This is a genomic window from Streptomyces sp. MMCC 100, from assembly GCF_041538145.2.
GTDB lineage: Bacteria > Actinomycetota > Actinomycetes > Streptomycetales > Streptomycetaceae > Streptomyces.
The window spans coordinates 867588-891776 of record NZ_JBGORK020000001.1; the positions used below are offsets into that span (position 1 = coordinate 867588).

25 protein-coding genes are annotated in these 24189 nt (G+C 71.6%); 12 read left to right on the forward strand and 13 right to left on the reverse strand.

The window, feature by feature from the left end; translation table 11 throughout:
• Positions 1-23: 23 nt before the first annotated feature.
• A complete protein-coding gene (locus ABS735_RS04050; RefSeq protein ID WP_373900007.1) occupies positions 24-1004 on the reverse strand; it encodes a LysR family transcriptional regulator in 981 nt (326 codons plus the stop codon).
• A gap of 92 nt (positions 1005-1096) precedes the next feature.
• Here ABS735_RS04050 and ABS735_RS04055 point away from each other — a divergent pair, with 92 nt between their 5' ends.
• Complete coding sequence (locus ABS735_RS04055; RefSeq protein ID WP_373900008.1) at positions 1097-2041, forward strand: EamA family transporter; 945 nt, start codon at positions 1097-1099, stop codon at positions 2039-2041.
• A complete protein-coding gene (locus ABS735_RS04060; RefSeq protein ID WP_373900009.1) occupies positions 2038-2685 on the forward strand; it encodes a GNAT family N-acetyltransferase in 648 nt (215 codons plus the stop codon). The genes ABS735_RS04055 and ABS735_RS04060 overlap by 4 nt, the downstream gene beginning before the upstream one ends.
• Here the strand turns inward: ABS735_RS04060 and ABS735_RS04065 are convergent.
• Positions 2669-3469: a sugar phosphate isomerase/epimerase family protein gene (locus ABS735_RS04065; RefSeq protein WP_373900010.1), complete on the reverse strand. Its 801-nt coding sequence runs from the start codon at positions 3467-3469 to the stop codon at positions 2669-2671. The genes ABS735_RS04060 and ABS735_RS04065 overlap by 17 nt on opposite strands.
• 205 nt (positions 3470-3674) lie before the next feature.
• Positions 3675-4721, reverse strand: a complete 1047-nt coding sequence (locus ABS735_RS04070; RefSeq protein ID WP_373900011.1) for a LacI family DNA-binding transcriptional regulator — start codon at positions 4719-4721, stop codon at positions 3675-3677.
• Between the two features lie 217 nt (positions 4722-4938).
• On the opposite strand from ABS735_RS04070, the gene ABS735_RS04075 reads away from it, so the two are divergent.
• From ABS735_RS04075 to ABS735_RS04085, 3 genes are read left to right on the forward strand one after another with little or no spacing between them, the layout of a single operon-like run.
• Entirely contained in the window at positions 4939-6090 is a 1152-nt protein-coding gene (locus ABS735_RS04075; protein ID WP_373900012.1) for a Gfo/Idh/MocA family protein, read from the forward strand.
• The gene (locus tag ABS735_RS04080) at positions 6087-7253 is read left to right on the forward strand and encodes a dihydrodipicolinate synthase family protein (protein ID WP_373900013.1); all 1167 of its coding nucleotides are present in this window, start codon (positions 6087-6089) and stop codon (positions 7251-7253) included. Before ABS735_RS04075 ends, ABS735_RS04080 begins: the two co-directional genes overlap by 4 nt.
• Before the next feature lie 47 nt (positions 7254-7300).
• Positions 7301-8125 (forward strand): sugar phosphate isomerase/epimerase family protein, encoded by an 825-nt coding sequence (locus ABS735_RS04085; RefSeq protein ID WP_373900221.1) that lies wholly within the window; start codon positions 7301-7303, stop codon positions 8123-8125.
• A 173-nt stretch (positions 8126-8298) separates the two neighbouring features.
• On the opposite strand, the gene rbsD is transcribed toward ABS735_RS04085, so the two are convergent.
• The 5 genes from rbsD to ABS735_RS04110 form a co-directional block, all read right to left on the reverse strand.
• Entirely contained in the window at positions 8299-8688 is a 390-nt protein-coding gene (gene rbsD, locus ABS735_RS04090; protein WP_373900014.1) for a D-ribose pyranase, read from the reverse strand.
• Positions 8685-9605, reverse strand: coding sequence for a ribokinase (locus ABS735_RS04095; RefSeq protein WP_373900015.1), 921 nt, complete (start codon positions 9603-9605; stop codon positions 8685-8687). Before ABS735_RS04095 ends, rbsD begins: the two co-directional genes overlap by 4 nt.
• A gap of 89 nt (positions 9606-9694) precedes the next feature.
• Complete coding sequence (locus tag ABS735_RS04100) at positions 9695-11653, reverse strand: ABC transporter permease/substrate-binding protein (protein WP_373900016.1); 1959 nt, start codon at positions 11651-11653, stop codon at positions 9695-9697.
• Positions 11643-13187 (reverse strand): sugar ABC transporter ATP-binding protein, encoded by a 1545-nt coding sequence (locus ABS735_RS04105; RefSeq protein ID WP_373900017.1) that lies wholly within the window; start codon positions 13185-13187, stop codon positions 11643-11645. The genes ABS735_RS04100 and ABS735_RS04105 overlap by 11 nt, the downstream gene beginning before the upstream one ends.
• On the reverse strand, positions 13184-14239 hold the full coding sequence (locus ABS735_RS04110) for a LacI family DNA-binding transcriptional regulator (RefSeq protein ID WP_373900018.1): 1056 nt from the start codon (positions 14237-14239) through the stop codon (positions 13184-13186). Before ABS735_RS04110 ends, ABS735_RS04105 begins: the two co-directional genes overlap by 4 nt.
• 293 nt (positions 14240-14532) lie before the next feature.
• Between ABS735_RS04110 and ABS735_RS04115 the strand changes: the two genes are divergently transcribed.
• Positions 14533-14889 (forward strand): hypothetical protein, encoded by a 357-nt coding sequence (locus tag ABS735_RS04115; protein ID WP_373900019.1) that lies wholly within the window; start codon positions 14533-14535, stop codon positions 14887-14889.
• Between the two features lie 10 nt (positions 14890-14899).
• Here ABS735_RS04115 and ABS735_RS04120 read toward each other — a convergent pair whose 3' ends face one another.
• Positions 14900-15385, reverse strand: a complete 486-nt coding sequence (locus ABS735_RS04120; RefSeq protein ID WP_373900020.1) for a carboxymuconolactone decarboxylase family protein — start codon at positions 15383-15385, stop codon at positions 14900-14902.
• A gap of 130 nt (positions 15386-15515) precedes the next feature.
• On the opposite strand from ABS735_RS04120, the gene ABS735_RS04125 reads away from it, so the two are divergent.
• Positions 15516-16493 carry an RNA polymerase sigma-70 factor gene (locus ABS735_RS04125; RefSeq protein WP_373900021.1) on the forward strand — a complete coding sequence of 326 codons (978 nt, stop codon included), beginning with the start codon at positions 15516-15518 and terminating at the stop codon, positions 16491-16493.
• Between the two features lie 21 nt (positions 16494-16514).
• On the opposite strand, the gene ABS735_RS04130 is transcribed toward ABS735_RS04125, so the two are convergent.
• Positions 16515-17306: an ArsR/SmtB family transcription factor gene (locus tag ABS735_RS04130; protein ID WP_373900022.1), complete on the reverse strand. Its 792-nt coding sequence runs from the start codon at positions 17304-17306 to the stop codon at positions 16515-16517.
• A 111-nt stretch (positions 17307-17417) separates the two neighbouring features.
• On the opposite strand from ABS735_RS04130, the gene ABS735_RS04135 reads away from it, so the two are divergent.
• Complete coding sequence (locus ABS735_RS04135) at positions 17418-18035, forward strand: TOPRIM nucleotidyl transferase/hydrolase domain-containing protein (protein ID WP_373900023.1); 618 nt, start codon at positions 17418-17420, stop codon at positions 18033-18035.
• A gap of 36 nt (positions 18036-18071) precedes the next feature.
• Positions 18072-18725 carry a DUF7691 family protein gene (locus tag ABS735_RS04140; protein WP_373900024.1) on the forward strand — a complete coding sequence of 218 codons (654 nt, stop codon included), beginning with the start codon at positions 18072-18074 and terminating at the stop codon, positions 18723-18725.
• A 26-nt stretch (positions 18726-18751) separates the two neighbouring features.
• On the opposite strand, the gene ABS735_RS04145 is transcribed toward ABS735_RS04140, so the two are convergent.
• Together ABS735_RS04145 and ABS735_RS04150 are read right to left on the reverse strand one after the other, a co-directional pair.
• Entirely contained in the window at positions 18752-19219 is a 468-nt protein-coding gene (locus tag ABS735_RS04145) for a hypothetical protein (protein ID WP_373900233.1), read from the reverse strand.
• 176 nt (positions 19220-19395) lie between these two features.
• Positions 19396-19806, reverse strand: coding sequence for an ATP-binding protein (locus ABS735_RS04150; RefSeq protein ID WP_373900025.1), 411 nt, complete (start codon positions 19804-19806; stop codon positions 19396-19398).
• A 217-nt stretch (positions 19807-20023) separates the two neighbouring features.
• Here ABS735_RS04150 and ABS735_RS04155 point away from each other — a divergent pair, with 217 nt between their 5' ends.
• A complete protein-coding gene (locus ABS735_RS04155) occupies positions 20024-20860 on the forward strand; it encodes a helix-turn-helix domain-containing protein (protein ID WP_373900026.1) in 837 nt (278 codons plus the stop codon).
• A gap of 5 nt (positions 20861-20865) precedes the next feature.
• Positions 20866-21060, forward strand: a complete 195-nt coding sequence (locus tag ABS735_RS04160) for a DUF397 domain-containing protein (protein WP_373900027.1) — start codon at positions 20866-20868, stop codon at positions 21058-21060.
• On the opposite strand, the gene ABS735_RS04165 is transcribed toward ABS735_RS04160, so the two are convergent.
• A complete protein-coding gene (locus ABS735_RS04165) occupies positions 21057-21629 on the reverse strand; it encodes a Uma2 family endonuclease (protein ID WP_373900028.1) in 573 nt (190 codons plus the stop codon). The two genes, ABS735_RS04160 and ABS735_RS04165, sit on opposite strands and share 4 nt — an antisense overlap.
• A gap of 66 nt (positions 21630-21695) precedes the next feature.
• On the opposite strand from ABS735_RS04165, the gene recD2 reads away from it, so the two are divergent.
• A complete protein-coding gene (gene recD2, locus ABS735_RS04170; RefSeq protein ID WP_373900029.1) occupies positions 21696-23957 on the forward strand; it encodes an SF1B family DNA helicase RecD2 in 2262 nt (753 codons plus the stop codon).
• Positions 23958-24189 lie beyond the last annotated feature (232 nt).

A 24189-nucleotide genomic window follows, 5' to 3' on the forward strand; every position in this document is an offset into this window, starting at 1 on the left:
AGGCCGTGAGTGCGGCCAAGCGCTTAGAAGGCGCTTGCTCTCTGCGGCTCCGTCGGGTGCACGGCCGGTGCGGGCTCAGGCCGGACGGGCGGGGTCGTGCGGGCAGCAACCGCCGGCCAGTGGGCCCGTAGCGTGCGGACCGTTTCCGCGATCGCCGGACGGCGCGCCGCGCCCGTGCGCCACAGCGCGTACAGCCGCCGTACCGGCATCGGGTCGAGCGGCACCTCCACCACCCCGGCGGGCAGAGGACCGCGTCCGAGCCGGGGGATGAGGGCGACGCCGAGACCGGCGGCGACCAGCGCGACGAGTGTCGGGTTCTCGTCCGCCTGGTGGACGATGTCCGGCTCGTGCCCGGCGCCCCGCAGCGTCCGCAGCAGCCAGTCGTGGCAGACCCGGCCGGGCGGCTGGCAGATCCACCGCTCCCCGCCCAGCTCCGACCGCCGTACGGCGCTCCGCCCCGCGAGGCGGTGTCCCTCGGGCACCAGGAGGTCGCACAGGTCCTCCCCGATCGGCGCCTGCTCCACCCCGGCCGGTGCCGGCAGCGGGGCGATGTCCCAGTCGTGCGCCACCACCAGGTCGACCGCCCCCTTGGCCACCAGGTCCACGGACAGATGCGGGTCGACCTCGGTGAGCCGCGTGTCGAGGGCGGGGTGGCGTACCGCCAGGTCGGCCAGGACGGACGGCAGCAGACCGCGCGCCGCCGACGCGAACGAGGCGACGGTCAGCCGCCCCGACGGCACCCCGCGCCGCTCCTCCAGCCGGGTCTCCGCCCGCTCCACGATGGCCAGCAACTCGCTTGCGGCGTCGACCAGTTGCCAGGCCTCGTCGGTGAGCCGCACCCCGCGCCCCTCCCGCTCCAGGAGCACCGTCCTGGTCTCCCGCTCCAGCTTGGCGATCTGCTGCGACACGGCGGACGGCGTGAAACCGAGCGCGGCGGCGGCCGCCCCGACCGTCCCGTGCACGGACACGGCGTGCAGGGCGCGCAGACGCTGGAGGTCGAGCATGACGGCTCCCGAGGATTGGACAGCAGTGCTTCATCCAACCATGCAGCAATCATCGCTGGTGCTACACGGTCCTTCCGGTCGATCCTCGACGCATGCGACCTTCCCACCTCCTCCTCGCCGTGCTCGTCGCCGCCGTCTGGGGCGTGAACTTCACGGTCATCGAGATCGGCCTCGACCACTTCCCGCCGCTCCTCTTCTCCGCCCTGCGCTTCCTGGCGGCCGCGCTGCCCGCCGTCTTCTGGGTGGGCCGCCCGAAGGTGGCCTGGAAGTGGATCGTGGCGGTGGGGCTGGTCCTCGGCGTGGCCAAGTTCGGCCTGGTCTTCGTGGGCATGGACGCGGGCATGCCGGCCGGCCTGTCGTCCCTCGTCCTGCAGATCCAGGCGGTGTTCACCGCGGTGATCGCCGCCGCGGTCCTCGCCGAACGGCCCTCCCGCGTCCAGGCCCTCGGCATGCTGGTCGCACTGGCCGGCATCGGCGTGGCGGCGCTCGAAGAGGGCACCTCGGGACCGCTGGGCGCGTTCCTGATGGTGGTCGGCGCCGCGGCGGCGTGGGGCGTGTCGAACGTCCTGACCCGCAAGGCGTCCCCGCCCGACGCGCTGAACTTCATGGTCTGGGTCTCCACCGTCCCCGTGCTGCCCCTGCTGGCCCTCTCGCTGCTCACCGAGGGCCCCGCCGAGGACCTCGCGGCCCTGCGCGCCCTGGACTGGCAGGGGGCGGGCACGATCCTCTTCGTCGCCTGGGTCTCGACCGTCTTCGGCTTCGGCGCCTGGGGCTGGCTGCTGCGCCGTCACCCCGCCTCGACGGTCGCGCCGTTCTCGCTCCTGGTCCCGGTCTTCGGCATGTCGTCGGCGGCCCTCTTCCTCGGCGAGTCGGTGACCCCCCTGCGCTGGTGCGCGGCGGCCCTGCTGGTGGGCGGGGTGGCGCTGACGACGCTCACCCCCGCCCGCAGGCGCACACCGGAGGTGACCGTCCGCACCTCCCCGTCACCGGAATTCGCTGGACGTCCCCCTGCCCCGGCTGAAGAATCCGTCGGGTGACATTCACTCTGAAGGGCCCGGTCCTCGAAGGCACGCTGGTACGACTGGAGCCGCTGGACCACCGGCACGCGTCCGACCTGGCGGTGGCGGCGCGGGAGGACCGCGGCACCTACGACTTCACGTCGGTGCCGGAGCCCGACGAGGTCGGCGCCTACATCGACGGCCACCTGGCCACGGCGGCCACCGGACGGCTGGCACCCTACGCCCAGGTGTCCCTCGCCACCGGCCGCGCGGTCGGCGCCACCTCCTACTGGGAACCCCGTTCCTGGCTCACCGGCGACGCGCTCGACGCCGTCGAGGTCGGCTTCACCTGGCTGGCCCGTTCCGCCCAGGGCACGGGCGTCAACGCCGAGGCGAAGCTGCTCCTGTTCCGCCACGCCTTCGAGGTCTGGGGCGTGTCTCGCGTCGACCTCAAGACCGACGCCCGCAACCAGCGCTCCCGCGCCGCGATCGAGAAGACCGGCGCCCGCTTCGAGGGCGTCCTGCGCAACTGGTCCCGCTCCTGCGTGCCGGGCGAGGAGGGCCGGCTGCGCGACTCCGCGATCTACTCCATCACGGCGGCGGAGTGGCCGCGGTGCCGGGAGCGGCTGGCGGACCGGGTGCGGTCGGCGGCGGTGCCGTCCGCGCTCACGCCGCGTCCGTGAGCAGCCGGGCGAGGTGCTCGCGCCCCTGCCCCAGCAGCTCGGGCAGCGGGGCCGCCGACTCGTACCACCGCTTCTCGTACTCCCAGCACAGCCAGCCGTCCCAGCCGTGCCGGGACAGCACGTCCACCACCTCGGTGAGCGGCAGCACCCCGGCACCCAGCGCCAGCGGCGTGGTGTCCTCGGCGGAGGCGATGTCCTTGACCTGGACGTAGCCCAGGTGCGGGGAGAGCGCCGCGTACGAGTCGGAGGGCTGCTCCCCGCCCAGCCAGGTGTGCATCACGTCCCACAGGGCGCCCACCCGGCGGTGCCCGACCAGCCCGAGGATGCGCATCGCGTCGGCGCCCGTACGGTGCGAGTCGTGGGTCTCCAGCAGAATGCGCACACCGAGTTCGGCGGCGTACTCGGCGGCCGTGCCCAGCCGCCGCGCGGCCGCCGCGTCCGCCTCGTCGGGGCTCTGGTCGGTGCCGCCGCCGGGGAAGACCCGGATGTAGGGGGCGCCCAGATCGCGGGCGAGATCGAGCAGGCCGCGCATCTCGGCGATCACGGCGTCGTCGTCACCGGGCGCGGCGACCCGCGCGTACCCCGCCACACCCAGGGGTTCGACGCCCGCCGCCTTGAACTGCGCGGCCACCGCGGCCCGTTCGTCCGGACCCAGGCCCGGATGGACCGGTTCCTCCGGATGGGCGCGCAGCTCGACGCCGTGGTAACCGTGCGCGGTCGCGAGTCCCAGCACGTCGTTCAGGGGCAGGCCGGGGACACCGAGGGTGGAGAACGCCAGCTTCATGCCCACGCAGCGTACCCGCGATCAGGCGGTTTACCTGTCGACACCGGCCGGCATTCTCGGCCCGGCCCATGAGGACACCGGTCGGTACCACCAGCCCGTCCGGCGTTTGAGGACGAGGCCGTTCAGGCCGAAGCGGGGGTCTGGGGGCGGCAGCCCCCAGCAGCGCCCACCCCAACGCGGGCCACCGCGAATCCAACCGCCCGTCTCACCCCCGCGGCCGTCCGGAGGACCCCCGTACCATCAACTCCCCCCGCACCGTGGCGATCCCGCCCACCGGCGCCTCCTCCCGCCCCATCGCGACCCGCCCCGCCCGCGCCCCCGCATCCGCCAGCGGCAGCCGCACCGTCGTCAGCGCGGGCACCGCGTCGATGCTGAACGGCAGGTCGTCGAAGCCGGCCACGGACACGTCGTCCGGGATCCGCAGCCCCGAGTCGCGCAGCGCCGCGCACGCGCCCAGCGCGACGGTGTCGTTCGCGGCGACGACCGCGGTCAGCGTCGGGTCCCTGCGCAGCAGCTCCAGCGTGGCCTCGTACCCGGCCTGCCGGTCGTAGCGCCCGTGGACCGTCCAGCGGGGGTCCTCCTCGATGCCGTGCGCGGCGAGCGCGGTGCGGTGGCCCTCCAGCCGGTGCCGGGTCGTGGTCCGTTCCTCCGGCCCCGCGATGTAGCCGAGCCGCCGGTGCCCGAGCCCGATCAGGTGCTCGGTCAGCATCCGCCCGCCGCCGCGGTTGTCGAAGGTGAGCGCGATCGCCCCGGTGTCCGGCGCCGGCGGCCGCCCGCACAGCACCACCCGGGTCCCGGCCTCCGTGAGCCTGCGCAGCTTCGCCGCCACGGCCGTCTGGTGGGCCCCGTCCTCCATCGCGCCGCCGGTCAGCACGACCGCGGCGGCCCGCTGCCGCTGGAGCAGCGTGAGGTAGGTCAGCTCGCGCTCCGGGGTGCCGCCGGTGTTGCAGACCACGGCGAGTCTCTCGCCGCCCGCTCTGCCGCCCGGCCCGCCGATCTCGGACTGGACGGCGCCGGCCATGATGCCGAAGAAGGGGTCGGCGATGTCGTTGACGAGGATGCCCACCAGGTCGGAGGTGGCCGCCGCCAGCGCGCTCGCGGGGCCGTTGAGCACGTAGTCCAGGTCGTCGACGGCCTTGAGCACCCGTTCCCGGGTGGAGGCGGCCACGGGGTAGTTCCCGTTCAGTACGCGCGACACCGTCGCGGGGGAGACCTGGGCGCGGGCCGCCACGTCCGCCAGTGTCACCGTCATGTCCTCGTCCTCCGCATCGCGCGTGTGAGCCGAACGCCGTCCCCGGTGACCTTACGGCCACCGTCCGCCGTCGTTCGCCCCCTCGAACAACTCACCCCGACCGCGGTCTTGTCCGGACCACCGCTCACAGGCTAGCTTCGTTATACATAGAAAGCGCTTGCTGTACGGCTCGAGCTCCATCCGCGGCTCGCGGCATGGCTTGTACGAAGGGAATGACGTGACACGCAAGACGGTGCGTATCGCCATGAACGGCGTGACCGGGCGCATGGGCTACCGCCAGCACCTGGTCCGCTCGATCCTGGCCCTGCGCGAACAGGGCGGCCTCGACCTCGGCGACGGCACCGTGCTGTGGCCGGAGCCGGTCCTGGTCGGCCGCCGCGAGCACGCGCTCAGGGCGCTGGCCGAACGCCACGGACTCGACCACGTCTGCACGGACCTCGACGCCGTCCTGGCCGACGACACCATCGACATCTACTTCGACGCCCAGGTGACCTCGGCCCGCGAGGAGGCGATCAGGAAGGCGATCGCCGCGGGCAAGCACGTCTACACCGAGAAGCCCACCGCCACCGGCCTCGACGGCGCCCTGGAACTGGCCCGCCTCGCCCAGGCCAGGGGCATCAAGCACGGCGTCGTCCAGGACAAGCTCTTCCTCCCCGGCCTGCTCAAGCTCAAGCGCCTGATCGACGGCGGATTCTTCGGCCGGATCCTGTCCGTGCGCGGCGAGTTCGGCTACTGGGTCTTCGAGGGCGACTGGCAGGAGGCCCAGCGCCCGTCCTGGAACTACCGCGCCGAGGACGGCGGCGGCATCGTCGTCGACATGTTCCCGCACTGGGAGTACGTGCTGCACGAGCTGTTCGGCCGCGTGAAGTCCGTCCAGGCCCTCACCGCCACCCACATCCCCGAGCGCCGGGACGAGAAGGGAAAGCCCTACGACGCCACCGCCGACGACGCGGCCTACGGCGTCTTCGAGCTCGACGGCGGCACGATCGCCCAGATCAACTCCTCCTGGGCGGTCCGCGTCAACCGCGACGAACTGGTCGAGTTCCAGGTCGACGGCACCGAGGGCTCGGCCGTCGCGGGCCTGCGCAACTGCCGTGTCCAGCACCGCTCGGCCACCCCCAAGCCGGTCTGGAACCCGGACATCCCCGCCACCGAGGTCTTCCGCGACCAGTGGCAGGAGGTCCCCGACAACGGCGAGTTCGACAACGGCTTCAAGGCCCAGTGGGAGCTGTTCCTGAGGCACGTCTACGCCGACGCCCCCTACCACTGGGACCTGCTGGCCGGCGCCCGCGGCGTCCAGCTCGCCGAACTGGGCCTGAGGTCCTCGGCGGAGGGCCGCCGCCTCGACGTACCGGAGATCGCGCTGTGACCCTCCTGCTCCCCGACGCCCACGGCGCCCTGCGCACCCACGAGCCCTCCCCGGAGCCGTTGCGCCGCACCCGGCCGATCCCGGGAAGCGCTTTCACCTCCCGTACGGTCTTCTCGGCCGCGCACGTCGTCGCCGACCCGTACGCGGACACCACCCCCGACGGGCCCGCCGCCATCGACTGGGACGCCACCCTCGCCTTCCGCCGCCACCTGTGGTCCCACGGGCTCGGCGTCGCCGAGGCGATGGACACCGCCCAGCGCGGCATGGGCCTGGACTGGGCCACGGCGGCGGAACTGATCCGTCGCTCTGCCACCGAGGCGAAGGCGACCGGCGGCCGCATCGCCTGCGGCGTCGGCACGGACCAGCTGACCGGGCCCGCCGCCGCCCTCGCGGACGTACGGTCGGCCTACGAGGAACAGCTCGCCGTCGTGGAGGAGTCGGGCGCCCAGGCCATCCTGATGGCCTCCCGCGCCCTCGCCGCCACCGCGCAGGGCCCGGACGACTACCTGGAGGTCTACGGCCACCTCCTGCGCCAGGCCGCCGAACCCGTGATCCTGCACTGGCTGGGCCCGATGTTCGACCCGGCCCTGGAGGGCTACTGGGGCTCGTCCGACCTCGACGCGGCGACGGACACCTTCCTGGAGGTCATCGCCGCCCACCCCGACAAGGTCGACGGCATCAAGGTCTCCCTCCTGGACGCCCGGCGCGAGATCGACCTGCGCCGCCGCCTCCCGCGGGGCGTGCGCTGCTACACCGGCGACGACTTCAACTACCCGGAGCTGATCGCGGGCGACGACCAGGGCTTCAGCCATGCCCTGCTCGGCATCTTCGACCCGCTGGGCCCGCTGGCCGCGGACGCGGTCCGCGTCCTGGACACGGGGGACACGGACGGTTTCCGCGCCCTGCTCGACCCCACCGTCGCACTCTCCCGCCACCTCTTCCGGGCCCCCACCCGCTACTACAAGACGGGCGTGGTCTTCCTGGCCTGGCTGTCCGGCCACCAGAGCCACTTCACGATGGTCGGCGGCCTCCAGTCGGCCCGGTCCCTGCCGCACCTCGTGCGCGCCTACGAACTCGCCGACGGACTCGGCCTCTTCCCGGACCCGGTGCTGGCCGAGGACCGCATGAGGACCCTGCTGAAACTGCACGGAGTGGACCAGTGAGCGACGACGACACCCAGCACGACCTGACCCGCTTCAGCATCAACCAGATGACGGTCAAGCAGCTCTCGCTGCCCCAACTGACCGCCGCCTGCCGCGACCTGGGCGTCGGCAACGTCGGCCTGTGGCGCGAGCCGGTCCAGGCCTACGGCGTCGGGGCGGCCGCGAAACTGGTCCGCGACGCGGGCCTGCGGGTCACCACCCTGTGCCGCGGCGGCTTCCTCACGGCCGTCGACGCCGACGAGCGCGCGAAGGCCCTGGCCGACAACCGCCGCGCCGTCGACGAGGCCGCCACCCTCGGCACCGACACCCTGGTCCTGGTCTCGGGCGGCCTGCCCGCCGGCGACAAGGACCTGCGCGCCGCCCGCGAGCGCATCGCGGACGCGCTGGCGGAGCTGGGCCCGTACGCCGAACGGCACGGCGTACGCCTCGCCATCGAGCCGCTCCACCCCATGTACGCCGCCGACCGCTGCGTGGTCTCCACCCTCACCCAGGCCCTGGACCTCGCCGAACGCTTCCCGGCCCACCAGGTCGGCGTCACCGTCGACACGTACCACATCTGGTGGGACGACCGGGCGCCCGAGCAGATCGCCCGAGCCGGTGCGCAGGGCCGCATCCACACCTTCCAGCTCGCCGACTGGACCACCCCCCTGCCCGAGGGCGTCCTCAACGGCCGCGGTCAGATCGGCGACGGGGCGATCGACATGCGGGAGTGGAAGGGGTACGTCGAGGCGGCCGGGTACACCGGCGCGATCGAGGTCGAGCTGTTCAACGAGGGGCTGTGGGCACGGGACGGGCGGGAGGTCCTCGCCGAGACGGCGGCCCGGTTCGCCGCGCACGCGGGAGACGGGGCGGACGCGGGGCCCGAAAAATAGTCCCGGAGACCGTGCAACCCTTGCGCGGTCCCGCGGGTCGTACCTGGCATCGGAACTCCCGTGGGGGTACCCGGGGGGGAAAATCCACGGAGTTCCGAAGGGGAGGGGAAACCCGAGGGGGCCCGGTCGTCGACCGGGCCCCCTCAAACTTCTCACTCCTGGCAGTGGTGCCCTCAGAAAAACACCCCGCACCGCAGCAGCACATTGGCGTACGGCCGCGCCTCCCCGGTGCGGACGATCAGCCGCGCGCTCGCCGACAGCTCCTTCAGCCGCTCGTGCGGGACGAGTTCGAGAGCGGGGAAGAGTCCGTCGAGCAGCGCGGCGCATCCGGCGTTGGCCTCCCGGACCTCCGCCGCCGCCGTCGCGCCCTCGACGACCAGCTCGGCGAGCAGGCCGTCCAGCACCTCCGCGAAGGACGGCACCCCGGCCCGGAAGGCCAGGTCGACGACGCGCGGACCGTCCGGGAGGGGCATGCCCGCGTCGCACACCAGGACGCCGTCCCCGTGGCCGAGTTCGGCGAGGGCGCCGGACAGGTGGCGGTTGAGTATCCCGGCCTTCTTCACAGCGCCCCTGCCCCCAGCGCCTCGGCCTCCGCGGCCGTCGGATACGACTCCTGCGCCCCCGCCTTCGTGACCGCCGCCGCGCCCACCCGGGCCGCGTACGCCGCCGCGTCGGCGAGCGACTCGCCGGTGCCGAGCCGCCAGGCCAGCGCCGCCGTGAACGCGTCGCCCGCGCCCGTCGTGTCCACGGCGTCCACCTTCACGGACGGCACCCGGACCACGCCCCCGCCCGCCGACGCGATCAGCGCGCCCTCGGCGCCCAGGGTCACGACCACCGAGCGCGGCCCCTTGGCCAGCAGGACGCGGGCCCAGTCCTCGGGACGCTCGCCGACGAGGGCGTCACCGAGGATCACCTTCGCCTCGTGCTCGTTTACGATCAGCGGGTCGCACGCCGCCAGCACCTCCTGCGGAAGCGGCTGCGGCGGCGACGGGTTCAGCACGAACCGGCTGCCCGGCGCGAGGCTGCGCACCACCTCCACGACCGTCTCCAGCGGGATCTCCAACTGCGTGGAGACCACCCGGGAGGCGTGGAAGAGGCTGGCTGCCGCCCGGACGTCGCCCGGTGCGAGGCGGCCGTTGGCGCCCGGCGAGACCACGATGCTGTTGTCCCCGGACGGGTCGACCGTGATCAGCGCGACGCCGGTCGGGGCGCCGCCCACCAGGACACCGACCGTGTCGACGCCGGCCGCCCGCTGCGAGTCGAGCAGCAGCCGCCCGTAGTCGTCGTCGCCGACCCGGGCCAGCAGGGCCGTACGGGCACCGAGGCGGGCGGCGGCGACGGCCTGGTTGCCGCCCTTGCCGCCCGGGTGGACGGCCAGGTCGGAGCCGAGCACCGTCTCGCCGGCCCCCGGCCGCCGCTCGACACCGATCACCAGGTCGGCGTTGGCCGACCCGACGACCAGCAGGTCGTAGTCGTACATCAATCGTTCTCCGATCGAGTGAATCCGAGTGAGGCGGGCGGACGGTCGCCGTGACCGCCCGCCCACCCGTGCACTCCCGCGGGCCGGTCTCAGCCCTCGAAGCCGGCCACGTTCTCCTTGGTGACGACCTTCACGGGCACCTTCACCGTCTGCTCCACCTTCTTGTCCTCGGCCGCCCGCAGCGCGTTCTGTACGGCGATCCTGCCCAGTTCCTTCGGCTGCTGCGCGACGGACGCGTACAACGTGCCCTCCTGGACCGCCTTCAGCCCGTCCGGAGTGCCGTCGAAGCCGACGACCTGGACCGACTTGCCGGCCTTGGAACCCAGCGCCTTGATCGCGCCCAGCGCCATCTCGTCGTTCTCCGCGAAGACGCCGTCGACGTCGGGGTGCGCCTGGAGCAGGTTCGTCATCACGTCCAGGCCCTTGGTGCGGTCGAAGTCCGCGGGCTGCTTGGCGACGACCTTGATGCCCGGGTACTCCTTCAGGCCGGCCGCGAAGCCCGACCCCCGCTCCCGGCTGGCGGAGGTGCCGGCCTGGCCCTGGAGGACGACGATGGTGCCCTTGCCGCCGAGCTTCTCGGCGAGCGCCTTGGCGCCCAGCTTGCCGCCCTCGACGTTGTCGGAGGCGACCAGCGCGGACGTGTCCGCCTTGTTGACGCCGCGGTCCACCGCGATGACGGGGATGTCGTCCTTGTTCGCCGAGCGCACCGAGGGGCCCGCGGCGTCGGAGTCCACCGGGTTGACGACGACCGCGGACAGGCTGCCGCTGACGAAGTTCTGCAGCTGGTTGGCCTGCTGGGAGGCGTCGTTCTGGGCGTCCGTGACCGTCAGGTCCACGCCCAGCCGCTTCGCCTCCGCCTCCGCGCCGTTCCTGATCTGCACGAAGAACGGGTTGTTGAGCGTGGACAGGGACAGCCCTATCTTCTGGTTCTTGCCGTCCGAGGAGCCGTTGTGCAGCAGCGAGGTCGCGCCGACGACGGCGACGGCCACGACCGCCGCGATCACGTAGGTCAGCGCCTGCTTGCCCCGGTTGCCGCCGCCGGACGCTCCGGCCGCCGGCGTGACCGCGCCCGCCTTGCGCCGCAGCGTGTCGAGGAGCACCGCCAGCGCGATGACGACGCCGATGACGACCTGCTGCCAGAACGCGGAGACGGACAGCAGGTTCAGGCCGTTGCGCAGCACCGCGAGGATCAGCGCGCCGATCAGCGTGCCCGAGGCCTTGCCGGTGCCGCCCGCCAGCGAGGCACCGCCGATCACGACGGCGGCGATGGCGTCCAGCTCGTAGCCCTGCGCGGCCTGCGGCTGCGCGGAGGAGAGCCGGGAGGCGAGCACGATGCCCGCGGCGGCGGCGAAGAGGCCGGAGAAGGCGTAGATGGCGAGCTTCTGCCGCTTCACCCGCAGCCCGGACAGCCGCGCGGCCTCCTCGTTGCCGCCGATGGCGTACATGGAGCGGCCGATGTACGTCCGCCCGAGGACGAACGCCGTGATCAGCCCCATCACGATCATCACGAGCACCGGCACCGGCAGCCACCCGCCGAGGGTGTCACCGAGGTGGGAGACCGAGTCCGGGAAGGCGATCGGCGAACCCTGCGAGATGACCAGCGACAGACCGCGCCCCACCGACAGCATGGCGAGCGTCGCGATGAACGGCGGCAGCTTCCCGTACGAGATGAGGAAACCGTTCACCAGACCGCACGCGATGCCCGTCAGCACGGACAGCAGCACGGCGAGGACGACCGGCATCCCGGCCTCGGTGGCGCTCCAGGCCAGCACGGTGGCCGACAGCGCGGCGACCGAACCGACCGACAGGTCGATGCCCGCCGAGACGATGACGAAGGTGACGCCGAACGCGAGGATCGCGGTCACGGCGGCCTGGACGCCGACGTTGAGGAGGTTGTCGGCGGTCAGGAAGTCCCCCGACAGCGCCGACATGGCGACGACGAGGACGATCAGCGCGGTCAGCGCGCCGTTGTCGAGCAGCAGGCGGCGCAGACCGCCCGTGGCGCCGCCCTGCGCGCCCGGCTTGCTCTTGAGCGTGTCAGTGGCCACGGAAGGCCTCCGTTCCGTCGTTGTGGGGGGAGTCGCTGGTGTGGGTACTGACGGCGAGGGCCATCACGGCGTCCTGGGTGGCCTGTTCGGCGGGGAGTTCACCCGCGACGCGCCCCTGCGCCATGACGATCACGCGGTCGCTCATGCCGAGGACCTCCGGCAGATCGCTGGAGATCATGAGCACGGCGGCACCGGCGGCCGTCAGTTCGTTGATCAGCTGGTAGATCTCGACCTTGGCGCCGACGTCGATGCCGCGCGTCGGCTCGTCGAGGATCAGCACCTTGGTGTTCGCCAGCAGCCACTTGCCGATGACGACCTTCTGCTGGTTGCCGCCGGACAGCGTGCGCACGTGCTGCCCGAGCCCGGCCATCCGCACGCCGAGCTGCCCGGCGATCCGCTCCGCCGCCGCGTGCTGCCCCTTGAGGTCGACGAGGCCCGCGCGGGCGCTCGACCGCAGGGTGACGAGCCCGAGGTTCTCCTCCACGGAGGCGTCGAGCACGAGCCCCTGCCCCTTGCGGTCCTCGGGGACGAGCCCGATCCCGGCGGCCATGGCGGCGTTCACGTCGTGCCGCCGCAGCGGCGCGCCCGCGACGTGCACGGTCCCCGCGTCGTACGGGTCGGCACCGAACACCGCCCGCACGACCTCCGTACGCCCGGCCCCGACCAGCCCCGCGATGCCGACGACCTCACCGGACCGCACCTCGAAGCCGACGTCGTGGAAGACGCCGTCCCGCGTGAGTCCCTCCACCTTGAGCAGGGGCTCACCGGCGTCGGCGCGCTCGCGCGGGTACTGCTGCTCGATGGACCGCCCGACCATGAGCCGGACCAGTTCGTCCTCGGGCGTGGAGGCGGGCACCTGCCCGACGCTGCGCCCGTCCCGGATCACGGTGACCCGGTCGCCGAGCGCGGCGATCTCCTCCAGGTGGTGGGTGATGAAGACGATCCCGACGCCGTCCTCGCGCAGCCGCCGCACGATGGCGAACAGCTTCTCGACCTCCTCGGAGGTCAGAACGGCGGTCGGCTCGTCCATGATGAGCACGCGCGCGTCCAGGCTGAGCGCCTTGGCGATCTCGACCATCTGGAGCCGGGCGATGCCGAGTTCGCGCACCCGCGCACGCGGGGACACCTTGACCCCCACCCGCTCCAGCAGCACCTCGGCGTCGGCGTACATCTTCTTCCGGTCGATCATGCCGAGCCGGCGCGGCTGGCGCCCCAGGAAGATGTTCTCGGCGACCGTCAGATCGGGGACGAGGTTGAACTCCTGGTAGATGGTGGCGATCCCGAGGCGCTCGGAGTCCTGCGCACCGTGGATGCGCACGTCCTCACCACCGGCCAGGATCCGCCCGGCGTCGGGCGTGTAGGCGCCGGAGAGCATCTTGATGAGCGTGCTCTTGCCCGCGCCGTTCTCGCCGAGGAGCACGTGCACCTCGCCCCGGCGCAGGTCGAAGTCGACGCTGTCGAGCGCGACCACGCCGGGGAAGGTCTTGCGGATGCCCTCGATGCGCAGCAACTCGTCCGGACTGCGGCTGCTCACGGCGTACTCCTTTGTACGGGGGACGGGTGGACGGGGGTCGGTGACGTGGGGCCGGGGGCGCCGGGCTCGCCGCACGAGCGGCGCACGACGAGCCGCGCCGGAAGGGTGACGGACTCGCCGGCCCGCCCGGCGATCCGCTCGACGAGGGCGCGTACGGCGGCCCGCCCGAGGTCCCGGGTGGGCTGGGCGATCGCGGTGACGGGCGGATCGGTGTGCACGAACCAGGGGATGTCGTCGAACGCGGCGAGCCCGATGTCCTCGGGAACCCGCAGCCCGCGCGCGCGTACGGCGTCCAGCGCGCCGAGCGCCATCAGGTTGTCGGCGGCGAAGACGACCTCGGGCGGCTCGGGCAGGTCGAGGAAGCCCTCGGTGACCCGGCGTCCGCTGCCGGCCTGGAAGTCGCCCTGGCCGATGTAGGCGTCGGGGAGGGGGAGCCCGTACGCGGCGAGCGCCTCGCGGAAGGCGTCGACGCGCTCGCGGCCGGTCGTGGTGGCGGCGGGCCCGGCGATGATCGCGAGCCGGCGGTGCCCGAGCCCGTGCAGGTGCGCGACGAGATCCCGTACCGCCGCCCGCCCGTCCGACCTGACGACGGGCACGTCCACGCCGGGGATCCAGCGGTCGACGAAGACCATCGGCGTCCCGGCCCGCGCGGCGTCCAGCATGCGCGGGGAGCCCCCGTCGGTGGGGGAGACGAGCAGCCCGTCGATCCGCCGGTCCAGCAGCGTGGTGACGTGGTGGTCCTGGAGGTCGGGGCGCTCGTCGGCGTTGCCGATGATGACGCTGTAGCCGAGCGCGCGGGCCTCCTCCTCGACGGAGCGGGCCAGCTCGGTGAAGTACGGGTTCATGACGTCGCTGATGACCAGGCCGAGGGTGCGGGTCTGGTCGGTGCGCAGCGACCGGGCGACGGCGTTGGGACGGTAGCCCAGCGTCTCGACGGCGGCCAGCACGCGAGCGCGTGCGGCGGCGCTGACCGACGGGTGGCCGTTGAGTGCCCGCGAGACCGTCGCGACGGACACGCCCGCCTCGGCGGCCACGTCCTTGATGCTCGCCATCGCCGTTCCACCTCCTCGTGGAATCGATTACACGAAGGATTGGAAACGATTACACGGGCGGGAATCAAGGGGTGGTGACGGGCCGAGACCCAATCGTGACCGGGCCTTCGCGGCGGCGTACCGGTCCCGGCGGCGGCCCCGTCACTGACCTCCGTCACCGGGCCGCCGCCACGAACGGACCGGCCGGGTACCGTCCGGGCCGGTCACGCGGTAGGAACGGGAGGACGGCGGTGGTCGGTCCCGGAGCGCGAGGCGACGGCCCCGCGCCCATCCGCGAACTCGGGAGCGCGCCCATGGCCCATCCCTCCGGCGGACCGGCCGGGACGGACACCTACCCGGCGCTGTGCGGGCACACGCACCTCTTCCCGGGTGCGCGCTGCCGCGTCCAGGGGCTCCCGGACCCGGTCGCGTTCGTGGCCGGACCCCGGCCGCTCGACGTGGACCTGCGGTTCTCCGACGGGGTGATGGTGGCGACGCGGCTGCGCACGGAGCCGGGGGAGGGGCCGTCCCCGGCGGTGGTGCTGGCCGTCCCCGCCCACACCACCGCCGCCGGGACCCGGATCGACGCCCGTGTGTGGCGGGTCCGGGACCTGGACGTGCGGGAGGGCGCCGACGTCGAACTGGTCGTCGGCGCCCTCGCTCTGCCCTGAGCCGTGGCGCTCAGCTCACGGCCGCCGCGAACATCCCCGCCTCGTACGAGCCGCCCTTCTGGTGCGTGATCACGGCGAGCCGGTTGGCCGCGTTGATCAGGGCGACCAGGCAGACCAGCGTGGCGACCTGGTCGTCGTCGTAGTGCTTGCGCACCAGGGCCCATGTCTCGTCGGACACGCCCTCGTGGGCGTCGGCGAGCCGGGTGCCCTCCTCGGCGAGGGCCAGCGCCGCCTGCTCGGCCTCGGTGAACACGGTGGACTCGCGCCAGGCGGCGACCAGGTGCAGCCGGACCGCGCTCTCCCCGGCGGCCGCGGCCTCCTTGACGTGCATGTCGATGCAGTGGCCGCAGCCGTTGATCTGGCTGGCCCGCAGCGACACCAGCTCCTGCGTGGCCTTCGGCAGCGTCGACTCGTGAAGCAGCACTCCCATGCCCGCGAACCGCTTCGCGAACCGGCCGGCGAACTCGTTCTCGAAGAGGTTGAATCGGGTGTCCATGATCTCGTCCTCGCTGTCGGTGTCTCGGTGACGAACACAAGACGCCGGCGCACCGAACCCTGTGACAGGCCGCCGATGTGACACAGGCCACCGTCGCCGGGTGTCACGGAATCGCGCCGACCGGTGTCCTGTGCGCGTGACACCGCCGGAACCGAACGAACGGGAGAAGCTGGTGACCAGCGAGAAGAACGGACGCGAACAGGGCGACGCGACTGGCGGCGGGGGACCCGTGGACGCGGCCACCGAGGACTTCGTCGCCCACCGCAACCTCCTCTTCACGGTCGCCTACGAGATGCTCGGCTCGGCGGCCGACGCCGAGGACGTGCTCCAGGAGACCTGGCTGAAGTGGGCGGGCGTCGACCTCGGCACGGTGCGCGACCGGCGCGCCTACCTGGTCCGCATCACCACCCGCCAGGCGCTGAACCGGCTGCGCACGCTCGGCCGCCGCAAGGAGTCCTACGTCGGTTCCTGGCTGCCCGAGCCGCTGCTCACCACACCCGACGTGGCCGAGGACGTCGAGCTGGCCGACAGCGTGTCGATGGCGATGATGCTGGTCCTGGAGACGCTCGCGCCGGTCGAGCGGGCGGTGTTCGTCCTGCGCGAGGTCTTCGACCTCGGCTACGACGAGATCGCCGAGGCCGTCGAGAAGAGCCCGGCCGCCGTCCGGCAGATCGCCCACCGCGCCCGCGCCCACGTGGCGGCACGCCGCCCGCGCGGGGAAGTCTCGGCGACCCAGTCCCGCGAGGCGCTCGCGGCGTTCCAGCGGGCCGTGGCGACGGGCGACCTGCAAGGGCTGCTCGACGTCCTCTCCCCGGACGTCGTCCTGCTCGGCGACGGCGGCGGTATCAAGCAGGCCGTCCTGCGGCCCATCGTCGGTGCCGACAAGGTGGCCCGCCTCGTGCTGGGTGGCCTGGTCAAACTGGACATGGAGATGAGGATGGACCCGGCCCAGGTCAACGGGCATCCGGCCCTGGTCATCCGGCTCGACGGCGAACTCGACACCGTGGTGGCGGTGCGCCTCGACGACGGCCGCATCAGCGGGCTCTACGCGGTGCGCAACCCGGAGAAGCTCACGCGGATGGGCCGCCAGACCACCCTGCACCGCTGAGCGCGTGTCCTGCGGTGGCGCCTACGCGGGTTCCGGGAGCGTCTCGCCGGTCTCCAGCAGCGTCTTGAGGCTGGACATCAGGGCGGGCCAGCCGTGCTGGATCATCTCGCGGGCGGTGCTGCCGGGCTGGAACCCGTCGTGGACGACGGTCAGCTTCACCGACCCGCCGAGGTCCTCGATCTCGAACGCGACCTTCGAGCGCGGCTCGGCGGAGAGCCTGGCGAGGGTCTCGTCGTCGATCCCGTTGGCCGCCGCCCATTCCGGCGTGAAGGTGTGCCAGGTGTACGCCAGCCGCCGGGGCGGGTCGGACTCGAGGACGACCTGCTCGGGGTGGGCGGTCTCGGCCCCCCGCTCCCGCCACACCACGGGCGACCCGGTCGCCCAGTCGGTCCCGAACTCCAGCCCCCAGTAGCGGCGGGTGAAGGCCGGGTCGGTCAGGCCCTGCCACAGTTTCTCCGGCGTGGTCCTGATGTAGGTCGTGTACACGAACGCGTTGCTGTCCATGGCGGTGTCCTCCAGCGCGTGCTTGAGGTCGGCGAGTGCGTGCACCCGCTCTCGGTCGTAGCGGCTGATCCAGCGTTCGGCGATGGCGTTGATCGGCTCGGCGTTGAGGTAGTGCAGCTTCTCCCGGCCCCGCCGCACGGTGGTGACCAGGCCGGCCGCCTCCAGCACCGCCAGGTGCTTGCTGACCGACTGCCGGGTCATGTCGAGCCCGGCGCACAGCTCGCGCAGGCTCTGCCCGTTGCGCGCGTTCAGGCTGTCCAGCAGCCGTCGCCGGCTGCCGTCGGCCAGCGCCTTGAAGACCTCGTCCATCTCCGCCCCTCTGACATGCAGCCCATTGGCTGCCTTTAACGATAGGCAGCCAACCGGCTGCATGTCAAAACCCACTACCGCGACGACGGGCAGGGGCGGGAGACTTTCCCCATGACGGACTTGGGGGCACTGCGGAAGGCGGTCACCGCGTGGGCGGCCGGCGGCCCCGGCGGTCCGGCCCACGACCTGGCCGACCGGCTGCTCGTCCACACCGCCGTCCTGCTCGAAGGACCGAGCGACGTGGCGGCCGTCGACGCGATGGCCGCACGGCACGGCCGGGACCTGGCGGCGGAGGGCGTCTGCGTGCTCCCGATGGGCGGCGCGATGAGCGTCGGCCGCTTCGCCGGCCTCCTCGGACCCTCCGGCTTGGACCTCCGCCTGGTGGGCCTGTGCGACGAACGGGAGCAGGACTTCTACGCCCGGGCCCTGAAGCGCGCCGACGCGTCACCGCAGAGCCTCTTCGTCTGCGCGGCCGACCTGGAGGACGAGCTGATCCGCGCGCTGGGCGTGGGCACGGTGACCGAACTCGTCGAGGCGGAGGGCGAGTCACGCCGCCTGCAGACCTTCCTCCAGCAGCCCGCCCAGCAGGGCCGCGCCGCCCAGCAACAGCTGCGCCGCTTCCTCGGCACCAAGGCGGGCCGCAAGATCCGCTACGGCCGGGTGCTGGTGGAGGCCCTGGACCCGGCCCGCACACCGGCCCCGCTGGCGGGGTTGTTCGCGGCGCTGTGAGGGCCGCTGTCAGTGCCGACTGGCAGTATGCCGATCATGAGCCGGATCATCTCGTACAGCACGGCCGACAAGGCCGCCGTCCTCGCCTTCCTGGGCAGCGCCGGGGAATTGACGGCTGATCAGCAACGCCGTCTCGGCCGCATGCGCGAGCGGGCGCGGCAGCGCCAGCACGACCTGGACAGGCAGGACATCGACCTGGGCCTGTCCATACCCGACGCGCTGGAGCACCTGGTGGCCGGCCACGCGAGCGCGACGGCGGAGGGCGCGGCGAGCGCCTACCACCACGCGCTCCAGCTCGTCATCGACTCCAACGCCTCCGACCCGTCCGACCTCGGCGTGTACTCCAAGCCCTCCACCTTCTTCGGGCTGCTCGACGAGGAGCTGCGCCGCCTGGGCGTGGACCCCGGCCTCCTCCTGCACGACCACCTCTTCTCCGGCCCGCCGGCCGAGATCCCCTTCTCCCTCCCGTATCCCGTGGACGGGCCGCACATCGGCATGCTCCCGCTGGCCAGGACCAAGCCGATGGCGGACGCCTACCGCGCGGTGCTGGACCGGATGAACGAGGACTTCCGCTACGACCTCCGCGAGGTGATCGAGAAGCTCGAGTTCGAGCACAAGGAGTGGGAGTACGCCACGAAGAACATCGACTGGTACACCCAGGACACGCTGTTCTTCTCGATCACGGGCTGATCGTGAACCGGGGGCGGTCGTCGTCCTCAACCACCCCCGCGCGTCGGGTCGTCAGGCATGCGCGACGAAGCCGTACCAGTCGGCGAGCGCGTGAAAGTCGGTCTCCCGCAGGCCGGTCCGCGGGTTGACGTGGTGCAGGAGCTTCGGCCCTTGAAGGCTCGGCGAAGCGGAAGCGTCGTGAGCAGGACGAAGATGCCGAAGAGCGTGATCGGCAAGAGCCCCACCGGGCGGAGGAACGCGGTGGGATGCGCCATGACCGCGCTCCAGGCAATGCTCCAGTTGCCGACCACATCCGCGAGCATGACCAGGGCAGCGAACATCGGTCCACCGGGGCGGGCACGGATGATCACCAGTGCGGCCAGCGGATCCAGCAGCAAGAGCAGGTGGAAGAGGACTTGGACGAGTATCGGTGCGTAGTCGTAGGCATTCAGCCCGTCCGTCGCCAGAAAGTACCCATGCGCTCCCGTCCCTTCCAGGAACCCGACCACGTACACCGCGGCCGTGCACCGGATCCAAGCCGGGCGATCCCCCCCCATCGCATAGTGGTCACCCTAGCTCGCCCTTGAACGTCGGCCTCGAAATCGATCGCTCAGACAAGGATTCGCCGGATGCAGCGGCCTTCGACTGATCTCGTGCTCCGACTCTGTGATCACGACTGACAGCGCCGATCTCAGGCCGCCGACAGCTCACACCACACGTACTTGCCCCGGTTGCCGTGTCTCGCCAGCGGGTGCCAGCCCCATACGTCGGCGCAGGCCCGCACCAGCGCCAGCCCCCGCCCCTCCTCCAGCTCGGTCACCCTCTCGAACTTCGCGGGCGGCTCCGGCGGTTCGGGGTCCGCGTCCCACGCCCCGATCCGCAGCGTGCCGGGCGGCGACCAGCGGATGCAGAGGGCGGCGGGGCCCTTGGTGTGCCGTACGGCGTTGGAGACCAGCTCCGTGGCGAGCAGTTCGGCGACGTCCACGAGGCGGATCAGGCCGTGCATCGTGAGGACCAGACGGAGGGTGCGGCGGCTGATGGTGACGGCGCGCAGATCGTTGGGGACGTAGAGGGAGTACTCCCAGGGTTCGTTTTCGGGCATGCGGGACTCCTCGCAGAGGGCGGTGGGGTGAGAGGCGGGCCCAGTGTCATTGCCGCAGCCGTCATGGCAGGACGGGGCGGTGCGCTTCCGGTGACCCGGTGTCGCACGGTGTGCGTCGCGTCACCGACGGTAGGGCTAACTAGTAATCCAGAGCAAGTCGATCGCGTAATCTGACCCCCGAACGAGCTTTCTTAGCAGATGGGTTGAAAGAGGAATCATGGTTCTCAGGCGTGAGCCGACCGCACGTCAGAGGCGCCTCGGGCTCGAACTTCGCCGACTCCGCGAAGCCGCCGGCCTCACCGCCACAGAGGCGGCAGCGTTGCTAGGTGCGAACAGGGTTCAGATCACTCACATCGAATCCGGGCTGACGGGCGTGAGTGAACAGCGGTTGCGCCGCCTGAAGTCGCACTACGCGTGCAAGGACGAGGATCTCATCGCGGCGCTGACTTTCATGGCGACCGACCGGACACGTGGTTGGTGGGAGGACTATCGCGGGCTACTGCCTACGCCGTTCCTCGACCTGTCGGAACTGGAGCACCATGCGACCTTCCTGCACGATGTCGCGATCCTCTACGTCCCGGGCCGCTTGCAGACAGCGGATTATGCACGTGCCGTCTTCTCCTCGCGCATGCCCAGCCTGACCGACGAGGAGATCGATCTACGCGTCCAACACCGCATGGCTCGCCAAGAACTCGCTGTTGCGCACGATGTTGTGATCCACGAAGCGGCGCTGCGTATCAGAGTGGGCGACCGTAAAGTCGCCCGCAGCCAGCTTGAAAAGCTCCTCGAACGCTCCGAAGCGGACCACGTCACGTTGCGGGTGATCCCATTCGATCTGGACGGCTTCGGTAAGGCATCCAGCGCCATGACCTACGCGGGTGGTCCTCTGCCCAGGCTGGACACCGTGGTGCGTGATGCGCCTCATGGCGTGGTCTTCATGGATGCAGAAGCCCAACTGAGTACGTACCGCACGAACTTCCGTATGGTGACTGCTGCATCGCTCGAACCCGCACGGTCACGCACATTCATCCACGAACTAGCGAAAGAGCTGTGAGACTCATGACCACGTTCACCAACTGGCGGAAGTCCTCCTACTCCGGAGAGGGCGACGGCAACAGTTGCGTGGAGATCGCGAACTCGGCCACCCACGTCGCCATCCGCGACAGCAAGACCCCGGCCCGAGCCACCCTCACCTTCCCGCCGGAGGCATTCGCCTCCTTCCTCGAAGCCCTCACGTCGCAAACGCGCCGCTAACCGTCCCTGCCGTACCTGCGGAATTCCGACGTCTCCACCGTCCACGGCCCGAACGGCACCGAGTCACCGAAGATGTACGGCTCCTTGCTGCTGTAGCGGCCCTTGCACGGCTCGGAGTGCACCTCGATCGTGCCGGTGCGCGGGTCGACGATCATGTAGTGCGGGATGCCCATGGCCGGATAGTCGGCCAACTTCTCGTCGTAGTCGTTGCTCGGGTTGGACGGTGAGACGATCTCGACGGTAGCCAGCACCTGCGTCGCGTCGACGGCCAGGCCCTCTTCGTCGAGGGTGGCTTCGGGGATGACGACGGCGTCCGGGCGGCGCATGCGGCCGATGGCGGGGTGCTCGATCTCGGGGCCGTTCGCGCAGATGTAGCCGGGGTGGGTGCCGGGCAGTTGCGCGTCCAACTGCTTGCAGATGCGGCGGACCGTCCCCTCGTGCCGCTTCGACGGGGACATCATCGCCAGTATCGGACCGGACGGCCCGATCTCGACGCTCCACGACCCCTCGAGCTGCTCCGAGTAGGCCCCGAGCTCTGCGGCGATGGCGCGCATCTTGGCGTAGTCCATGGGCCCAGAGTACTGAGAAGGCGACTCTCCGACCGCCCTGTCACACCCCACCGGTACCGTCGGATCATGACCGACCAGCCCCCCGCGGCCCCCGGCGAGCGGCGGCTCGCCACCCTCGAAGGCGTCCTGGAGAGGATCACGTACGCCAACGAGGAGAACGGCTACACGGTCGCCCGCGTCGACACCGGCAGAGGCGCCGGCGATCTGCTGACCGTCGTCGGCGCGCTGCTCGGCGCGCAGGTGGGGGAGTCGCTGCGAATGGAGGGCCGCTGGGGGTCCCACCCGCAGTACGGGAAGCAGTTCCACGTCGAGAACTACACGACGCTGCTCCCCGCCACCGTCCAGGGCATCCGGCGCTATCTCGGGTCCGGGCTGGTCAAGGGGATCGGGCCGATCTTCGCGGACCGGATCACGCAGCACTTCGGGCTCGAGACCCTCACGGTCATCGAGGAGGAGCCCAAGCGGCTCATCGAGGTGCCCGGGCTCGGGCCCAAGCGGACCAAGAAGATCGCCGACGCCTGGGAGGAGCAGAAAGCGATCAAGGAGGTCATGCTCTTCCTCCAGACGGTCGAGGTGTCCACGTCGATCGCGGTGCGGATCTACAAGAAGTACGGGGACGCCTCCATCTCCGTCGTGAAGAACCAGCCCTACCGGCTCGCCGCCGACGTCTGGGGCATCGGCTTCCTCACCGCCGACAAGATCGCCCAGTCCGTCGGGATCCCGCACGACAGCCCGGAGCGGGTGAAGGCAGGGCTGCAGTACGCCCTGTCGCAGGCCACCGACCAGGGGCACTGCTACCTCCCCGAGGAGAAGCTGATCGCCGACGCGGTGAAGCTGCTCCAGGTGGACACCGGGCTCGTCATCGAGTGCCTCGGCGAGCTGGCCGCCGAGCCGGAGGATCCGGACGGCGACCCGGGTGTCGTGCGGGAGAAGGTCCCCCATCCCGAGGGCGGTGAGCCGATCACCGCCATCTACCTCGTCCCCTTTCACCGTGCCGAGCAGGCCCTCGCCGGACAGCTGCGCCGCCTCCTCCACACGGACGAGGACCGGATGCCCGGCTTCCAGGACGTGGCCTGGGACAAGGCGCTCGGGTGGCTGAAGCAGCGCACGGGCGCCGACCTCGCGCCCGAGCAGGAGGCGGCCGTCAAGCTCGCGCTCAGCGAGAAGGTCGCCGTCCTCACCGGCGGGCCCGGCTGCGGCAAGTCCTTCACCGTCCGCTCGATCGTGGAGCTGGCGCGGGCCAAGAAGGCGAAGGTGGTGCTTGCCGCGCCCACCGGCCGGGCCGCCAAGCGGCTCGCCGAGCTGACCGGCGCCGAGGCGTCCACCGTGCACCGGCTGCTGGAGCTCAAGCCCGGCGGCGACGCGGCCTACGACCGGGAGCGGCCGCTCGACGCCGACCTGGTGGTGGTGGACGAGGCGTCCATGCTCGATCTCCTCCTCGCCAACAAGCTCGCCAAGGCCGTCCCCCCGGGCGCCCACCTGCTGCTCGTCGGGGACGTCGACCAGCTGCCCAGCGTGGGGGCGGGGGAGGTGCTCCGGGACCTGCTGGCGCCCGGCAGCCCGGTCCCCGCCGTCCGGCTCACCCGCGTCTTCCGGCAGGCCCAGCAGTCCGGTGTCGTCACCAACGCCCACCGGATCAACGCCGGGCAGCACCCCGTCACCGACGGCATGAAGGACTTCTTCCTCTTCGTCGAGGACGACACCGAGGAGGCGGGGCGGCTCACGGTGGATGTCGCCGCGCGGCGCATTCCCGCGAAGTTCGGGCTCGACCCGCGCCGGGACGTGCAGGTGCTGGCGCCCATGCACCGGGGACCCGCCGGCGCCGGGACGCTGAACGGGCTGCTCCAGCAGGCCGTCACCCCGGGGCGCCCGGACCTGCCCGAGAAGCGGTTCGGCGGCCGGGTCTTCCGCGTCGGCGACAAGGTCACCCAGATCCGCAACAATTACGAGAAGGGCGAGAACGGCGTCTTCAACGGCACCGTGGGCGTCGTCACCTCGCTCGACCCGGTCGACCAGCGCCTCACCGTGCTGACGGACGAGGACGAGGAGGTGCCGTACGACTTCGACGAACTCGACGAACTGGCCCACGCCTACGCGGTGACCATCCACCGCTCGCAGGGGAGCGAGTACCCGGCGGTGGTGATCCCCGTGACGACCGGCGCCTGGATGATGCTCCAGCGGAACCTGCTGTACACGGCGGTCACCCGGGCGAAGAAGCTGGTCGTCCTCGTCGGCTCGCGCAAGGCGATCGGGCAGGCGGTGCGGACGGTGTCGGCCGGGCGGCGGTGCACGGCGCTCGACTTCCGGCTGGCGGGCTCCCGGCCCTGAAACCTTCCCGTAAACCTCCCGGCCCGTGTGAAAAAAATGATCGATCAAACGAGTCGGAAAGGTCACACAGCACTTCCGGATGGGCTTCGGAGGGGGCAGGATGAGCAAGTTGGCGGCACTGAGTGCCGCCAATAGGCCCGATGGTCGACCCCGAGTGCACTCTCCTGAGCCAAGTGGGGGATGGTAGAGACAGTCAGGGCACCTCGAAGATGAGGCACTACGTCGGTGAGGG

What these genes read in the sequence shown, in the direction of transcription:
- ABS735_RS04050 (WP_373900007.1), bottom strand. Translation starts at nt 1,004, where the DNA reads ATGCTCGACCTCCAGCGTCTGCGCGCCCTGCACGCCGTGTCCGTGCAC.
- ABS735_RS04055 (WP_373900008.1), top strand. Translation starts at nt 1,097, where the DNA reads ATGCGACCTTCCCACCTCCTCCTCGCCGTGCTCGTCGCCGCCGTCTGG.
- ABS735_RS04065 (WP_373900010.1), bottom strand. Translation starts at nt 3,469, where the DNA reads ATGAAGCTGGCGTTCTCCACCCTCGGTGTCCCCGGCCTGCCCCTGAAC.
- ABS735_RS04070 (WP_373900011.1), bottom strand. Translation starts at nt 4,721, where the DNA reads ATGACGGTGACACTGGCGGACGTGGCGGCCCGCGCCCAGGTCTCCCCC.
- ABS735_RS04085 (WP_373900221.1), top strand. Translation starts at nt 7,301, where the DNA reads ATGACGGTCAAGCAGCTCTCGCTGCCCCAACTGACCGCCGCCTGCCGC.
- ABS735_RS04095 (WP_373900015.1), bottom strand. Translation starts at nt 9,605, where the DNA reads ATGTACGACTACGACCTGCTGGTCGTCGGGTCGGCCAACGCCGACCTG.
- ABS735_RS04110 (WP_373900018.1), bottom strand. Translation starts at nt 14,239, where the DNA reads ATGGCGAGCATCAAGGACGTGGCCGCCGAGGCGGGCGTGTCCGTCGCG.
- ABS735_RS04115 (WP_373900019.1), top strand. Translation starts at nt 14,533, where the DNA reads ATGGCCCATCCCTCCGGCGGACCGGCCGGGACGGACACCTACCCGGCG.
- ABS735_RS04120 (WP_373900020.1), bottom strand. Translation starts at nt 15,385, where the DNA reads ATGGACACCCGATTCAACCTCTTCGAGAACGAGTTCGCCGGCCGGTTC.
- ABS735_RS04130 (WP_373900022.1), bottom strand. Translation starts at nt 17,306, where the DNA reads ATGGACGAGGTCTTCAAGGCGCTGGCCGACGGCAGCCGGCGACGGCTG.
- ABS735_RS04135 (WP_373900023.1), top strand. Translation starts at nt 17,418, where the DNA reads ATGACGGACTTGGGGGCACTGCGGAAGGCGGTCACCGCGTGGGCGGCC.
- ABS735_RS04140 (WP_373900024.1), top strand. Translation starts at nt 18,072, where the DNA reads ATGAGCCGGATCATCTCGTACAGCACGGCCGACAAGGCCGCCGTCCTC.
- ABS735_RS04150 (WP_373900025.1), bottom strand. Translation starts at nt 19,806, where the DNA reads ATGCCCGAAAACGAACCCTGGGAGTACTCCCTCTACGTCCCCAACGAT.
- ABS735_RS04155 (WP_373900026.1), top strand. Translation starts at nt 20,024, where the DNA reads ATGGTTCTCAGGCGTGAGCCGACCGCACGTCAGAGGCGCCTCGGGCTC.
- ABS735_RS04160 (WP_373900027.1), top strand. Translation starts at nt 20,866, where the DNA reads ATGACCACGTTCACCAACTGGCGGAAGTCCTCCTACTCCGGAGAGGGC.
- ABS735_RS04165 (WP_373900028.1), bottom strand. Translation starts at nt 21,629, where the DNA reads ATGGACTACGCCAAGATGCGCGCCATCGCCGCAGAGCTCGGGGCCTAC.
- recD2 (WP_373900029.1), top strand. Translation starts at nt 21,696, where the DNA reads ATGACCGACCAGCCCCCCGCGGCCCCCGGCGAGCGGCGGCTCGCCACC.